At 39.6% G+C, this 16,802-nt stretch carries 7 protein-coding genes; 2 read left to right on the top strand and 5 right to left on the bottom strand.

Annotation, left to right across the window (positions count from 1 at the left end):
- Window positions 1–115 precede the first annotated feature (115 nt).
- On the top strand, window positions 116–3,337 hold the full coding sequence (locus QUE35_RS06655) for a glycoside hydrolase family 3 C-terminal domain-containing protein (protein ID WP_022600384.1): 3,222 nt from the start codon (window positions 116–118) through the stop codon (window positions 3,335–3,337).
- Between the two features lie 149 nt (window positions 3,338–3,486).
- Entirely contained in the window at window positions 3,487–7,839 is a 4,353-nt protein-coding gene (locus QUE35_RS06645; RefSeq protein ID WP_031258258.1) for a glycoside hydrolase family 2, read from the top strand.
- 571 nt (window positions 7,840–8,410) lie between these two features.
- On the opposite strand, the gene QUE35_RS06640 is transcribed toward QUE35_RS06645, so the two are convergent.
- The 5 genes from QUE35_RS06640 to thrA form a co-directional block, all read right to left on the bottom strand.
- Window positions 8,411–10,570 (bottom strand): alpha-galactosidase, encoded by a 2,160-nt coding sequence (locus QUE35_RS06640; RefSeq protein WP_022600390.1) that lies wholly within the window; start codon window positions 10,568–10,570, stop codon window positions 8,411–8,413.
- Window positions 10,571–10,719: 149 nt separating this feature from the next.
- Window positions 10,720–11,280, bottom strand: coding sequence for a DUF4251 domain-containing protein (locus QUE35_RS06635; RefSeq protein ID WP_009318636.1), 561 nt, complete (start codon window positions 11,278–11,280; stop codon window positions 10,720–10,722).
- 183 nt (window positions 11,281–11,463) lie between these two features.
- Complete coding sequence (thrC, locus tag QUE35_RS06630) at window positions 11,464–12,768, bottom strand: threonine synthase (RefSeq protein WP_022389567.1); 1,305 nt, start codon at window positions 12,766–12,768, stop codon at window positions 11,464–11,466.
- A gap of 4 nt (window positions 12,769–12,772) precedes the next feature.
- Window positions 12,773–13,984 (bottom strand): cofactor-independent phosphoglycerate mutase, encoded by a 1,212-nt coding sequence (locus QUE35_RS06625; protein WP_022600395.1) that lies wholly within the window; start codon window positions 13,982–13,984, stop codon window positions 12,773–12,775.
- 14 nt (window positions 13,985–13,998) lie between these two features.
- Window positions 13,999–16,434: a bifunctional aspartate kinase/homoserine dehydrogenase I gene (thrA, locus tag QUE35_RS06620; RefSeq protein WP_022600397.1), complete on the bottom strand. Its 2,436-nt coding sequence runs from the start codon at window positions 16,432–16,434 to the stop codon at window positions 13,999–14,001.
- Window positions 16,435–16,802 lie beyond the last annotated feature (368 nt).

Below are 16,802 nucleotides of genomic sequence, written 5' to 3'. Positions count from 1 at the left end.
TCCTGGGCAAAATTATTTAAAGATATTTTTAAATAGAAACTAAAAAATTCTTTATTTTGGAGACGGATAAAAGTTTGTTTTTCAAGTATGGATTTGAATATTAAAAAGGTGTAAAATGCAGAAAATAAAAAAATGTATGGGGATGATAGCGCTCTTGCTGCAAATTTCTTCCTTTACCATGGCGCAAGTCAGTTATCCTTTCAGGGATACGACGTTGTCTCATCATGAAAGGATTAAGGATTTGCTTTCCCGCCTGAATGTCTCTGAAAAGATTTCTCTTTTGCGGGCAACTTCTCCGGCTATTCCCCGCTTGGGAATCGATAAATACTATCATGGGAATGAAGCCCTGCACGGAGTTGTTCGTCCCGGGAAGTTTACGGTATTTCCTCAAGCTATAGGTCTTGCCAGTATGTGGAATCCTGATTTTTTGCAAGAAGTGTCGACGGCTATTTCGGATGAGGCAAGAGGACGTTGGAATGAATTGAATCAAGGTAAAGATCAGACGGCAGGTGCCAGTGACTTGTTGACGTTTTGGTCGCCGACGGTAAATATGGCACGAGACCCTCGTTGGGGACGTACGCCGGAAACATACGGGGAAGATCCTTTTTTAACCGGTACGCTGGGAACAGCATTTGTTCGGGGACTTCAAGGAAATGACCCTAAGTATATTAAAGTAGTATCGACTCCGAAACATTTTGCCGCCAATAACGAAGAGCATAATAGAGCGAGCGGTAATGCCGTAATATCGGAACGTGATTTGCGGGAATATTATTTCCCGGCATTTGAAAAGTGTATTAAAGAGGGGCAGGCACAAAGTGTCATGTCGGCGTATAATGCAGTAAACGGAATTCCTTGTACGCTGAATAAGTGGTTGCTGACCGATGTATTACGGGATGATTGGGGGTTTGACGGCTATGTCGTTTCGGATTGCAGTGCTCCCGAGTATATTGTATCGCAACATCATTATGTCGATACTTATGAAGAAGCGGCCTCGTTATGTATAAAGGCCGGATTGGATCTGGAGTGTGGAGATAATGTCTATATCACTCCATTGTTGAATGCTTATAATCGGGGTATGGTAACCATGTCCGAGATCGATTCTGCTGCGTATCGTGTGTTGAGAGGTCGCATGCGGTTGGGGTTGTTCGATGATCCGAATGAGAATCCGTATAATAAAATATCTCCTTCGATTGTGGGATGTGAAAAACATCGTGAATTGGCATTGGAAGCTGCCCGCCAAAGTTTGGTGTTATTGAAAAATGACAAAGATATGTTGCCGATACAGACCGATAATATAAAATCGATAGCGGTAGTCGGTATAAATGCTGCGAATTGTGAATTTGGAGATTATAGCGGAACGCCTGTAAATACTCCTATTTCGGTTTTGGAAGGTATAAAAGCCCGTATAGGGGATCAGGTAGAGGTGAAATATGCTCCGTGGGTCTCTCCTGCATTGGAATATACCTTGATCGGAAAGTCTGCTTTCCCGAATGGATTGAAAGTCGAATATTTTGGTAATGCAAATCTTTCAGGAACTCCGAATACGCGTATTGAAGATTATCTTCTTTTTGATCCCAAAAATCGTCCGCCGGATCCTTTAGTTCCCGGAAGTCCGATGTCGATTCGTTGGACAGGGGAATTGATTGCTCCCGCTACGGGTCAATATACGTTTGCGTTTACATCGGATGACGGATGTCGCCTGTATCTTAACGGAGAAAAATTGATCGATTCTTGGAGAGTCCGTTCTGAGGAAACAGACTATGTAACTGTTTCGTTAGAAAAAGGGAAAACGTATGAATTGAAGGCTGAGTATTTCGATAATGGAGGAGAGGCGATTGCTAAATTAGCTTGGAAAACGCCTGTTTCTAAAGCGTTTGAATATAATCTGATCGGAAAGTCTGCTTTTCCTGACGGTTTGACTGTCGAGTATTTCAATAATATGGATTTATCGGGAACGCCGAATACCGATACGGAAGAATCTATTTTTTTCGATCCGAAAAATCAGCCTTCCGATCCTTTAATTCCCAGAGGGAAAATGTCTATTCGTTGGACCGGAAATCTGGTTGCTCCGGAAACGGGACGTCATACGTTCGCATTTACGTCTGACGATGGATGCCGATTATATCTTGACGGTAAAAAGTTGATCGATTCTTGGAAAATTCGTGCAGAAGAAACCGATTATGCAAGTGTTTATTTAGAAAAGGGCAAGACGTATAAGTTGGTAGCCGAGTATTTCGATAATGATGGTGAAGCGATCGCAAAGTTGGCTTGGAGAACCCCAAGTACAGATTCTGAAAGTTTGCTCGATGCTTATGGAGATGCAGGAGAAATTATTCGGGGGAGCGACTTGACTATTGCGGTTTTGGGAATAGATCGCACTATAGAAAGGGAAGGCCAAGACCGATCGACGATAGAATTGCCCGAAGACCAGCAAATATTTATTGAAGAGGCCTATAAAGCTAACCCGAATACAGTAGTCGTATTGGTTGCCGGCAGTTCTTTGGCTATTAACTGGATCGACCAAAATATTCCGGCAGTATTGGATGCTTGGTATCCCGGAGAGCAGGGCGGAACAGCAGTCGCTGAAGCTTTATTCGGAGATTATAACCCGGGAGGGCGTCTTCCCTTGACATTCTATAATAGTTTGTCAGATCTTCCGGCTTTTGACGATTATAATGTAAGGAATAATCGTACTTATATGTATTTTGAAGGAAAACCTTTATATCCGTTCGGGTATGGATTGAGTTATACCGATTTTGCGTATCGAGGGTTGGATGTAACTCAAGATGAGGAAAATGTAACGGTTAAGTTCTTTGTATCGAATACGGGAAATTATGACGGTGATGAGGTCGCTCAGGTATATATTCAGTTCCCTGATCAAGGAACGACTTTACCGTTGAAGCAGTTGAAAGGTTTTAAACGTGTGCATATCTCCAAAGGGCAAGAGACCGAAATAACGGTGCGAATACCTAAGAAAGAATTGCGTTTATGGAGCGAGAACAATTCTGAATTTTACACACCTGAAGGAAATTATATATTTTTGGTAGGAGCATCATCCGAAGATATTCGTTTGCAACAGGTCGTTCCTATTCGATATGTCAATGCTCTTGATACGGAATTACTTGAAGGAGTGCGGATTTTTTCTCGGGATCATCGTATCGTAGTGATTGCTGAAAATCCGGTAAGATTGGATATATATAATGTGGATGGGAAACTGGTTCATTCCGGGCAAAATATTTTTGGAAGGAATGAAGTTTCCGTACCGACAGGTAATTATGTCGTAAAAGTTACAGGTGAAAACGGAAAAAATTTCTCTCTTAAGATTACCGTGTTGTAGTTGAAGGCGATTAATCTGTAATAAGGCGTTTATCGTGTAGATAAATGCCTTATTTTTTCTATTTATTGACCGTTTTGTGTTATTGAATTAATTCTATATACGGTAATTTTGGGATGATAATTTTTCTAACGATTAAATTTTTTAATATCATGAAGCAGAATTCTTTTCGAACGAGCTTATTTATTTTACTTTGTTTCTTGTTGTTTTCGGGGACAATTTCTCAGGCAGCGGAGTGGGAGATGAAAAAAGGTCCCATGATGACTAAGTGGTCTGAAACGATAGACCCGAATAATGTTTTGCCCGAGTATCCGAGGCCGCAAATGGTTCGGTCGGATTGGATGAATCTGAATGGAGTGTGGGATCTCAGGAAAGGTGTAATTGACGAGGCCTATTCGGCAGATTTCGATTATGATAAAAAGATATTGGTGCCGTTTCCTTTGGAATCGGCTATATCGGGAGTTATGGAGAAAAGCGACGAACAATGTTATTGGTATAGAAGAACTGTCGTGATTCCCGAATCGATGAAAGGAAAAAACATATTGCTCCATTTCGGTGCTGTCGATTGGAAAACAGTCGTTTATGTAAACGGAACTCAGGTAGGTACGCATACCGGAGGTTATGATCCTTTTTATTTTGATATTACTTCTGCCTTAAAAGGTAGCGGAGAGCAGGAGATTGCTGTATATATTTATGATAATACGGGTATGGAAGGACAGCCGACAGGGAAACAATCCAGAAATCCTTCTATATGCTGGTACACGGCAGTGAGCGGTATTTGGCAGACTGTATGGTTAGAGCCGGTGAATCCGGTGCATATAGCGTCGTTTACAATGGAGCCTAATTTAGATAAAAAGTGGTTGTCGCTCATGATAAATCCGAGCGAGTCCGAGGGGGTTACTGTCAATGCGAAAATAAAAGATAAAGATGGAAATGTCGTTTCGACAATAGAAGGTGGAAATCCTGGCGGCATTATCCGTATGACGATCGATGGGGAGGTACATCCGTGGTCGGTAGAAGATCCTTATTTATATGATCTTGAAATTTCTCTGGTAAAGAACGGGAAAGAAACGGATGCTGTGAAAAGTTATTGCGGAATCCGTAAGATCGAGGTTAAAAAAGTCGGAGATATTCCTCGTATATTCTTGAATGATAAGCAGATTTTTCAGATGGGACCGCTTGATCAAGGATGGTGGCCTGACGGATTATATACTGCACCCAGTGATGAGGCATTATTATTCGATATCCGCACGATGAAAGACTTGGGTTTCAATATGGTGCGTAAACATATCAAGACCGAGCCAGCTCGTTGGTATTATCATTGCGATAAAGAGGGAATTTTGGTTTGGCAGGACTTGCCGAGTCCGAATCTGCCCAAAGGTCATGAAGATTTTGCAAAAGCAAATTTTGAATCTGAATCAAAATCTATTATAGATGCTTTGAAAAATCATCCCAGCATTGTTCAGTGGATCGTTTTTAATGAAGGTTGGGGACAATTCGATACGGAGCGTATGACTAATGTGGTAGATTCTAAAGTGAACTCATTGAATCCGGCACGCTTTGGAAAAACTACTTTGATCTGTTGTGCAAGTGGGTGGACTGATGCCGAAGTCGGTAATATTATCGATACGCACAGTTATCCCGATCCTTCTTGTCCTTCTAATGCAAATCGGGCTGCGGTTTGCGGAGAATATGGCGGAATAACGTTGAAAGTGCCGGGACATATTTGGCCGGGAGGTGATTTTCAATATACTACGGTAGAGACAGGTCGGGATTTCACAGCATTTTTTAATGGCTTATGCGATAAAATAAAGGATTTTTATTACCAAGGATTGAATGCAGCGGTATATACCCAAATTTCGGATGTTGAAATCGAGAAAAACGGAATATTAACTTATGACCGTCGTGTTTTGAAGCCATACTCTCCTTATGGAGAATTGAAAGCGAAAATCGAGGAGTGTGTAAATATGCCTCAAAATAAGGTGATTATTAAGCCGATACTTTCTACGGCAAAAGATCATAAATATACATGGCGTTACAATACGACGACCGATGTTCCCCGCCGTTGGTTTGCCAAGGAATTTGATGATCGGGCTTGGGCAAAAGGTGTGGCAGCTTTTGGTGCCGGACTACCTGAACATTCTGCTGATCTTGTTTCTACAGAGTGGAAAACGAGTCAGATTTATATGCGACGTTGGTTCTATTTGGGAGATATTACTCCGGAAATGATCGATAAGTTGCGGTTTGTTTTATTCCATGACGATGATATAGAAATTTATATTAACGGGGTATGGGCTGCGACCAGAACCGGATGTGTCTTTAATTATGTACCGAAAGATATTTCGGAAGAAGCTAAGAATGCATTGAAACCGAATAGTTGGAATTTGATCGCTGTCGGTGGAAAACAGGGCGGTGGCCAGCAGATTATGGATGTCGGTATCTCAGCTTTTGTGACCGAGGATTTTGAGTATACCGAGAATTATGATGAACTGGAAAATCCCGAATATTCGGATATCCCTACTCCGGGAATAGTGATAACTCCGAGATTTGAAAAAATACTTCAACCTGTTCCTGCAGAACCGGCACAGTCGGGAAATGGAAACGAAACAGCAGTAGGAGAATTCTATCATACATCGGATCGTTCGAATGTAGCTTGGGGAGACTTTGATAATGATGGGAAATTGGAACTTGTATATTCGGGAAATAACGACCACCTCTCTTCTTCGAAACAAGGTGCTGCATTATTGTATAAATATGCCGGGAATGATGAGTTTGAACGAAAAGATAGCCCTTTTGATATTTGTTATTATGCTTGTCCGGTATGGTTTGATTATAATAATGACGGATTGCTGGATCTTTTTGTTCCCGGTTTGAAGAATAAAGATTATGAAAATGATCTAAACGATGTAGCAGCCTTTTTATATGAGAATAAAGGTAAAGGATCGGATGGAAACTATGTTTTTGAAGAGGTGAATGTTGCCGATAAATCGGGAAACCGTATGGGGATTTATCCTATCTATAATGATACCGATGGGGGGCGTTCTCGTCAATGGGTTTCGGTAGGTGATTATGATAAAGACGGTTACTTGGATATTGTTGTCACCGGAAGGGATGATTATGAAGATGCAGATGGCATGTTGGCGGAAGATGGAAATGTTCTGGTACATCACGACCGTCGCGCCGTATATTTGTATAAGAATGATAAAGGTAAACGTTTTATCCGGCAGGAAACTCCGCTTAACGGAACTGATCCGTTCTTAGGATTGGCGAGAGGGTCTGTTTACTTTGCCGATATGGATAATGACGGTTGGTTAGATATCGTGTCATCGGGATACGGTCCGAATGAGGGGAATTTGCATGTTTATTGGAATAATGGCGACGGCACTTTCAGTGAAACCGGACAACATTTTTACGGATCGTATGATTCTTCTTGCGCTTTGGGCGATTTGAATGCAGACGGATATATGGATATTGTCGTTACAGGTTATTCCCGAAATAAAGGTGGGAATGCTAAATCGTTCTTCGTCTATAAAAATTGCGGAAATCGTAGTTTTGAAATGTTGAATGATGCTTTCTGCGGTTTTGAAGGTGTAGATGGTGCAACTCCTTCGCTGGGTGATGTTAATCATGACGGACTGCCGGATATTTTAGTCGGAGGACATGGGGCAGAACATGAGATTACGACTTGGTTATATTTGAATAAAGGCGATTTTTATTTTGAGTCTTACGGGGCTTATTATGATGATCCTTTCGGCAAATTAGGATCTTTTGACAGAATCAGTCATGGAAATAATCATTTGGTAGATTATGATAATGACGGTTATCTGGATGCTTGGAATATGGGATGGGCACAAACATCGGTATGTTCGAAATCTTGTGCTGCACAATTGTGGAAAAATAATTCGGGCAGTAAGGATATTGATTCTAATGCGGCTCCGTCAGCTCCGAAGAATTTGAGATATTCTTATGATAAGAATACACGGATGGTAACCTTTACATGGGATGCTGCCACAGATGACGTGACTCCGGCATCGGCATTACAATATAATTTGTATTTGAGAAAGGCCGGTTCATCGGAATATTTTATGACAGTTCCGGCTGATCCGGCTACCGGATTTATTAAGGTGGCAGAAATTTCAGGTCAGATAATGACAACTTCTTATTCTATGTATGTTCCTGATGAGAATGTCGATTATGAGTGGGGGGTACAGGCTATCGATAATGGAAAAAGAGGCGGAAAGTTCGCTAAGGCGGATTTTAATCCTACGACGACCGGTTTAAAAAAAAAAGAGGTTTCAGACGTTAACGTCTATGTTTCCGACGGAAAAGTCTGTTATAATGTAGGAGAAAAGAATGCTATTCTGAAAGTTACCGATGCAGCGGCATCTCTTATTTCTGTTGTTTCGGTAAGGGGGAAAGGTGTTCTTGAGAATTTGAACAAAGGAATTTATTTTATTTCTGTAATAGCGGATAAAGCTATTAAGGTGTTTAAAATAATTTTGTGATGTAAATGTGTTTTTCAGGTTTTCTAATAGGTAAAAATTAGGATTGGTTGTAGTGTGTGTAGAGGCTGTCATTTGGCAGCCTCTATTTTTTTATTATAGTCTGTTCGATATATTTTTTTTCGGAACGTATCTCAAACATATTGAAAAATATTATGCTTTATTGGGGGATTTTCTCCTTTTAGAACCTGAATTTTGCTCGGGTCAGATTTTGATAGTTTCTTTCGAGGATGCTTTATTGTTTTTACAGGGATAAATAGCGGGCTATCGTGAAAACAACCGGACAGGAAGAAATCGCAAAAACGATCTGATAATATCTTTTTATCGGAAAACTCAGACAGATAAGGTGTGTGAAATATTTTGTAAAGATAAAGACCTTGAGATATGTGTGTTGCATATTTGAGAAAGAAAAACTAGTATCTCAAACAATTAGTTTTTTAGTTACTCGTATTTTGTCTATTTTTTTATAACGGTTACTCCAATTGGATACAAAAAAGCTGCCTCAAAATAGGAAATGAGGCAGCTTTTTTCTTTTTATGGAAGTTTTTTTATTTGATTGAGTATATTCTTTAAATTAGTTATCCGCTGAAACTTCGATTACACGACTGTTAAGTTGCTGTGCGGTAAATAGATTTAATCCGACAGTCATTAAGAAATCTCCGGATAAAAGTTTCCCGTTATCCGGTAAGGAAGAGTTCATTCCCGGCATCAGATTGATTTCTTTTACACGGTACATTTTATTCGGATCTAATCCTTGCAGGCGTACAGGCAATGTTTTTTCGGCATAGCGGGGGTGTATATCGAATGCAAAAATTACGGCTTTATTGTTATCTTTGCTTGCATACATAGTTGAGGTATGATTCCCATCGTAAGGAGATACCAAACGATACATGTCTCCATCTAAAATAATGGGTTTTAATCGATTATAATTCTTTACTGCCGATTGACAATAGGATTTTTCATTCTCGTTCATATCCGTTAATTTTATGTCGAAGCCGAGTTTACACATCATGGCAACATCTGTCCGGAATTTTATACTGCTATTTTTATTCCATGTGGTGACATGTGCACACATGACCTTTGACGGAAAAATTTGAGAGAATCCCCATTGAATGAATAGTCTTTCTATCGGATCGGTATTATCGCTTGCCCAGAATTCCGTAAAATATTGTAAAGCTTCATAATCCGATCGTCCTCCTCCTCCGGAACAAAGCATCATCGGCAGATCGGGATATTTGTTTTTTATTCGATCCAGTACGTTGTAGAGTCCTCGGACATAATCAATATATAAATGAGATTGCTTGTCCTTAAGATAAACAGAATAAATGTTGGTAATCGGACTGTTACAATCCCATTTGAAGAAAGCAATATCAGGGTATTTGGTCATTAAATTGTCGACTACATTAAAAACATGATCTTGTACTTTCGGATTACTTAAATCCAATACTAATTGATTACGGAAATAATATTCATCACGGTTAGGTAAATGGATAACCCAGTCTTTATGTTTTTCATATAGTTCGCTTTTGGGATTCACCATTTCCGGCTCGATCCATAAACCGAATTTAATTCCTTTTTTCTTTGCGGTTTCTGTCAAGTATCCGATACCGTTGGGAAGCTTGTCTGACGTTTCTTCCCAGTCTCCCAAACCTTGGTGATCGCTGCTACGCGGGTATTTATTAGCAAACCAACCATCATCGAGCAAAAACATATCTACACCCAATTCTACAGCGTCATCCATTAATTCTACGAGTTTTTCTTCATTGAAATCGAAGTATGTGGCTTCCCAGTTGTTTAATAAGGTCATACGGCTTTTTTCTCCGTCTTTGACCTGATATTTTCGTGCCCAGTCATGAAAATTTCGGCTGGCTTGACCTTTACCTGAAAAACTATAGGTGAAATAAAAATCCGGAGTACGGAAAATTTCGTTCGGTTTCAAGCTATATTCTGATGCGTACGGATTGATTCCCGATATGACACGTAATTCATTTTTATTATCTATTTCGAATGTAAAGCGGAAATTTCCGGTCCATCCTAATGTGCCGACCAGTATTTCTCCTTGGTTTTCTTCTGCTTTCCCGTCTAAAGAGAGCTGGAAGAAAGGAGAGCAAAACATGTTGGAGCGAGACCCTAATTTGGAGTCGAGTATTTTTTTCCCGAATTCCAGAGGTTGTTCTTTCATGTGTACTTCACTTGCCCAATCTCCTGAAAATTCAGTCAGGAAATATCTATTTCGATTCAAGTGCAGCATTGAAGACGCATATTTGTGTAGCTTTACCGGTTTCTTTTCTTGATGACTGATCTCTGCAAATGTTTTAATCAGGTTCTCTTTTTGATAAGTTATATAGTGCAGTTTTACCGTGACGGGATATTTATCGTCTTGCAAGGTGATAATTGTTTCATTTACGCCCGGTGAAAGTTGTTTTTCGGTATGGGATATATATTTTAGTAGTAAAGAAGGATTTCCGTCATTATGAACTACATGAATTGCCGGCTCGAAGTAGTCTTCCATGCCGTGTGTAAGATAAGCTTCTGTGCCTTGTGGCAAATAGGCAATATCGGATGTATGAAGTAACTTCTTTCCCAGATAACTTTGGTAGAGACGATTGTTCTCTCCGACTTTATAAATTAAGTCTATGTCGTCCGTACTGATTTTGATTACTTGTTTGCTTTCGGCTTTTGTCATACATGATATGCATAGAAAGCATATCAAAAAAAATATTTTCTCTTTCATCGTATTTTGTTAGGAGGTTAAAGTTTATATTACAAAAATACAGAAAGAATAGCATACACTAAGGTGTAAATGTGTCATAAAATAAGAAATTTGGAGCGTATTTCTCATTTTAATTGTTTTGGGAAGAAATTGTTCCGAAGTTTTTGCAGTTATAGAGACGTTCCTTTATAAATATAGGCTTTGTTCATAGGAGATATGCTTCCGTTCAAATTTAATTGTTTGCTGTTGAAATTCGGAGAAATAATTGCTGTTGCAGAGTTATTTGTCGGGTGTAAAGTCAATTCGACTCTGGCAGAAATACCTGTTCCGTTTGCATAAAATTCATAACGGGTGAAACCCTTTTTGTCCGTTCTCATTTTAACGGTCGAGATATGTCCTTCTACCGTAATGCCTCCTAAACCGTTATATCCTATATATGGAATATCAAATGCTATTTGTATGACTACCCGATTTTTATTTAGGGAAATAAAATTGGTTACAGAACTTACAGATGTACTGATTCCGTTATTAAAAATGATTTGGTTCGTGTTGAAAACAAAAGTGCTGTCTTTTAATGCCGCAAGAGCTTGAGCATGATATTTCATGTCGGTGGAATCGGGAGTATTGTATTTGCGATTTTTCTTTTGGGTTATTTTTTCACTCGAATGCAATTGGGATGCCATTCCGATTCCCATTAGAAAGCAAACTATAATTGTTATTATATTTTTCATATCGATAGAATTATCGGGTTTTATTAGAAGAACAGGTTTTTATGTATGAATGTTTGCTATCCAATGAAGTTTATTTTATTTAGATAATAATTAGGGAGAAAGGTTTAATGATATGATGGAAAAGATGAATAAACAGGTTATCAACATACTGCTTTCAAATTGTTGATAACCTGTTTATATAAATTATTTTGTATTGAGCAACAATCGTTTAAATGGTATGAATGAGGCGGGTATTTCGATACTTTTTTTCTTCCCATGCATGAATTTTAAAAGGGTATCCGGAATATTAACAGGGGTGTTGATAACTCCTTCCACTGTTTCCAAGAATTTGGCAGGGTGTGCTGTTTCCAGGAAAATACCGGTTTCTCCATTTTCTAACTTTTCTGTTAAAGCACGATAGCCGCAAGTTCCGTGAGGATCGAGTAGGTAATTATACTTTTTATATACTTCACTAAGAGTTTCGCGTATCTGATCATCTGTATAACTGACTCCGCTTATTTCTTTACAGATAGCTTCATGGGAATTTTCGTATAGATCCAATATCCTGGCGAAATTGCTGGGATTACCGACATCCATGGCATTGGCTATCGTCGGTATAGAAGGACGAGGTTCATATTTACCGGTAATGAGATATTGTAAGAATATGTCGTTCCGATTGTTTGCTGCAATAAATCGTTTAACCGGAAGCCCCATTCTTTTAGCGAATAATCCGGCTGTTATATTTCCGAAATTACCGCTGGGAACACAGAAGACAACATCTTTGTTTTTTTCTATGCGGGCTAATTGTGCATAAGCATAGAAATAGTAAAAAGATTGCGGTAGAAAGCGGGCAACGTTAATAGAATTGGCTGATGTCAGCAATAGGGCCTTATTCAATTCTTTATCCATAAATGCTTCTTTCACAAGAGATTGACAATCATCGAATGTCCCATCGACTTCTAAAGCCGTGATGTTCTGGCCGAGTGTCGTAAACTGTTTTTCTTGTATTTCACTGACTTTTCCTTTGGGATACAAGACAAATACTCGTATGCCGGGTACTCCTAAGAATCCGTTTGCTACGGCACTGCCCGTATCTCCGGATGTGGCGACTAAAACATTAACCTCTTTTTCTCCTTTTTTGCGAATGAAATGCCCTAATAGGCGTGCCATAAAACGTCCTCCGACGTCTTTAAATGCTAATGTCGGTCCGTGAAACAGTTCTAAACTGTATATATTGTCATGAACGTGAACAAGAGGAGTATCGAAATTCAGTGTATCATAAACAATTTCCTTTAATATGTCGGCTTCGACATCTTCTCCGAAGAAAGCTTCTGCTACGATAAATGACATCTCTTGAAAAGTCATTTCTCCGATATTGTGGTAAAAAGCATCGGGCAGCCTTTTTATAGTTTCTGGCATAAAAAGACCTTTGTCGGAGGCTAACCCTTTGATTACCGCTTCCTCTAAAGTTGCTTTAGCCGCCTGTTTGTTTGTGCTGTAATAATACATTTGATCAATCTTTTTTGAATAATTCTTTAATAAATTCATCTTGACTCAGTAGCCCGTAATATCCTTCCTCGACACTGAATTCATCGTATGTCTGTACATTGTCGGGTTCTTTTCCCGGTTTGTAAATTATAAAAGGAACTGGGGCTGCGGTGTGGGTGCGAATGCGACATGGGGTAGGATGATCTGGCAATAGAGCGATAGTCAAGGGTTCATCCATTTCTTGAGAAGCTTCTACCAGTCGCTTTAAAACCCGATGATCTAAAAACTCTACAGTCTTTTTCTTTAGTAAGGCGTTTCCCTCATGTCCGGCTTCGTCACTGGCTTCGATATGCAGATATACAAAATCATTGTCTTTCAAAGCTTCTATGGCAGCTTCGGTTTTTCCCTCGTAGTTTGTATCATATAATCCGGTAGCCCCTTCTACATCAATAGATCTCAATCCGGCGTAAATACCTATGCCTTTGATCAGATCGACTGCTGAAATAACTACTCCGTTACGCAAGCCGTATTGCTGTGTTATAGGTTTCATTTGCGGTTTGTAGCCCGGTGACCACGGCCATATACTGTTAGCCATATCTTTACCTTCGGCTTTTCTTTTCAGATTTACCGGATGATTACATAATAGTTCTTGGGATTTGACGATAAGCTCGTTCAACCGGTCTGCCGTTTTCTGAGCTTCCGGGACAAGAGCTTTTATCATCACTTCGTTTGCCGGAGTTCCGGGAACGTCATGCGGAGGTGTACATTTTAATCGTTTGTCTCCGCCTTTTAATTTAAGGAGATGTCGGTATGAAACTCCCGGGAAAAAATTCACATCATTTCCTCCCAGCTCTTTTTGTAGATAATTGATCAATTCAGATGCTTCTTCATTGGAAATGTGTCCGGCCGAGTGATTCTTGATAACTCCGTTTTCTATACAGATCAGATTACAGCGCATAGCCATCTCTCCCGGTTCGATGTTTACTCCCATACTGGCAGCTTCTAAAGAACCTCTTCCTTCGAAGACTTTATATAGATCATATCCGAGAACCGACATGTTTGCGATTTCACTTCCTGGTTCGAATCCTTCGGGAACAGTATTTAAGCGACCGCACCTTCCATGTGAAGCGAGCCAGTCCATAATTGGAGTGTCGGCAGCTTGGAGAGGTGTTTTATTTCCCAATTCGGCGATTGGCTCATCAGCCATTCCGTCGCCTAATACGATTATATACTTCATAATAATATTTTTTACTAACGAATGTTGGCAATGCTGATAATATCGGCAAATACACCGGCTGCCGTTACCATAGCTCCAGCACCGTATCCTTTGATAACCATCGGATATTCTTTGTAACGATCGGTTGTGATTAATATTACGTTATTGCTTCCTTCTAATTGATAAAAAGGATGTTTGCTATCGACTTCCTGTAACCCGACTTCGACTTTTCCTCCATCTAAAGTTGCGACAAAACGGTATCTCTTATTTTCGGAAACCAGCTTTTTACGTCGTTCTTCAAATTCTTTGTCGAGTTTAGGAATTTGTTTCCAGAAGTCATCCAGAGAGCCCTGAAAATATTCTTCGGGGATGAACAGTTTTTTTACAACATCGCTTTGTTCTACCCGATATCCTGCTTCTCTTGCCAAAATGACAAGCTTTCGTACCACATCCTGTCCGTTTAAGTCGAGTCGGGGGTCAGGTTCGCTGTAACCTGATTCCTGAGCCAGCCGAATAGCTTTACTTAAAGGTATATCTTCACTTAAAACGTTGAAGATAAAGTTTAATGTTCCGGAAACTACTGCTTCGATTTTCAGAATTTTATCCCCGCTATTGATCAGGTTATTGATTGTATTGATAATCGGCAATCCTGCTCCGACATTCGTTTCGAACAAAAACTTGACGTCCCGTTTGCGTGCTATTCTTTTCAGTTCCGCATAGTTGTCATAGGCCGATGAAGCGGCGATTTTATTAGCCGCAACGACAGAAACATTATGATTAAGAAGATCTTTATAAATTCCTGCTATTTCATTGCTGGCAGTACAATCGACAAAAACCGAGTTGAATATGTTCATTTGAATGATACCGTCCCGTATGGCTGCCGGACTGGCCGACAGCGGAGATGCCTTGAGTTCTTCTTCATAATGGTCGAGAGAAATGCCTTCCCGGCGGAACAGGCATTTTTTTGAATTCGCCAATCCGACGATATTCAGTCGGAGTGATTTGTCTTTGAGCAGGTTGGGCTGTTGCTTGCGTATTTGTTCTAACAAGTCTTTTCCCACTAATCCTATACCGGTGATAAATAGATTGAGAACTTGTACGTTAGACAAGAAAAACGAGTCATGAATTACGTTTAGAGCTTTTCTCAAACTGTTTAGTTCTATTACAAAAGAAATATTTGTTTCCGAAGCTCCTTGCGCACATGCGATGACATTGATACCGTTACGTCCTAAAGTGTTGAAGAGTTTCCCGGCAATACCCGGAGTGTGTTTCATATTTTCACCTACAATGGCTACTGTGGCGAGATCTTTCTCTGCACTGATTTCGCTGATCTCACCCATTTCAATTTCTTGAGCAAACTCTTCGGTGAGAACTTTTACCGCCAAATCTGCATCTGCATTTTTTACAGCGAAAGAAGTGTTATTCTCAGAGGATGCCTGAGATACGAGAAATACGCTTACTCCTGATTTGGCAAGGGCCTTGAATATACGGTAGTTAATACCAATAACACCTACCATTCCAAGTCCGGTAACGGTAATTAAGCAGGTATCGTTGATCGACGATATTCCTTTAATTGCCTTTCCTTCGCCTGATGCAGAATCTTGAGTTATTAATGTTCCCTGAGCTTCCGGGTTGAAAGTGTTTTTAATAACGATAGGTATATTTTTATGGTAGACCGGATAAATGGTCGGAGGATAAATAACTTTTGCCCCGAAATTACATAACTCCATCGCTTCGATAAACGACAGGTGTTCTATAACATAAGTGTTGCTGATAACTCGGGGATCGGCGGTCATGAACCCATCGACATCCGTCCATATTTCCAGACGCGATGCTCCTAATGCCGCTGCGAGGATCGCTGCAGTGTAATCTGAACCACCTCTTCCGAGATTGGTTACATCGTTATTTTTTTTATCGGAAGAGATAAATCCCGGAACTAAGGAGACTTTCGGCAGTTCTTTGAATGTTTTCCTAACCAGTTCATTTGTTAGATCAAAATCAACTATATTTTTGTTGAACTGGACTTCTGTTTTAATAAATTCCCGTGAATCATAATGTACGGCATCGTTAATCACTCGGCTGACAATCACAGATGATATCCGTTCTCCGTAACTGACTATGGTATTTTGGGTTTTGGCAGATAAGTCTTTGATAAGCGATACTCCCCGAAATATATTACCGAGCTCGTCTAATAATTCGTTTACGATTTGGAGCACTTCTTGTTTACGTTTTTCCGGAACGATCCCGTCGATAACGTTATGATGCCTGTGGATAATTCCTTTAAAATGAGTTAGATATTCACTATCTCCAGTTCCTGCTAAACGAGCGGTCTCTATCAGTTTATCGGTAATACCACCTAAAGCGGATACTACTACTATTACTGGTTCATCACAGGCTTCTACTATTTTCTTTACGTTTTTGATGCTTTCTACGGAACCTACGGATGTTCCTCCGAATTTTAATACTTTCATCAGTTGTAAATATATCTTTTTTATTTTTTGTCCGGCACAATGTATCTTTTCTGTTTTTATACAGAAAAGCGGTATTGATTAACGGAACAAGGTCAAATTTATAAATTTATTTTCAATGGAATAGGTTCATATAATCGGTATTTATGAACCAAAAGGATGGATATGACAACTTAAACCCCCTAAGGGGTGGTTGTTGTAATAGTAGTATATATAAAACAATATTGCAGGAACTGTTTCATTCTATCTCTGCTTCAATTTATTTTGACAGTGCAATATTACACAAATTTTCTTTATCTACCTACATATTTTTTATTTTTATTCTGTCAAGATAGAAATTTGATATGGAATGTGTTTTTGAAATTACAAGT

It is taken from the genome of Coprobacter fastidiosus (assembly GCF_030296935.1).
GTDB lineage: Bacteria > Bacteroidota > Bacteroidia > Bacteroidales > Coprobacteraceae > Coprobacter > Coprobacter fastidiosus.
The sequence above is the reverse complement of the archived record's forward strand: the minus strand, read 5'-3'. Positions and strand labels throughout refer to the sequence as shown.

Coding starts and splice junctions, on each gene's coding strand:
- QUE35_RS06645 (WP_031258258.1), top strand. CDS start 3,487: ATGAAGCAGAATTCTTTTCGAACGAGCTTATTTATTTTACTTTGTTTC.
- QUE35_RS06655 (WP_022600384.1), top strand. CDS start 116: ATGCAGAAAATAAAAAAATGTATGGGGATGATAGCGCTCTTGCTGCAA.
- QUE35_RS06635 (WP_009318636.1), bottom strand. CDS start 11,280: ATGAAAAATATAATAACAATTATAGTTTGCTTTCTAATGGGAATCGGA.
- thrA (WP_022600397.1), bottom strand. CDS start 16,434: ATGAAAGTATTAAAATTCGGAGGAACATCCGTAGGTTCCGTAGAAAGC.
- QUE35_RS06625 (WP_022600395.1), bottom strand. CDS start 13,984: ATGAAGTATATAATCGTATTAGGCGACGGAATGGCTGATGAGCCAATC.
- thrC (WP_022389567.1), bottom strand. CDS start 12,768: ATGTATTATTACAGCACAAACAAACAGGCGGCTAAAGCAACTTTAGAG.
- QUE35_RS06640 (WP_022600390.1), bottom strand. CDS start 10,570: ATGAAAGAGAAAATATTTTTTTTGATATGCTTTCTATGCATATCATGT.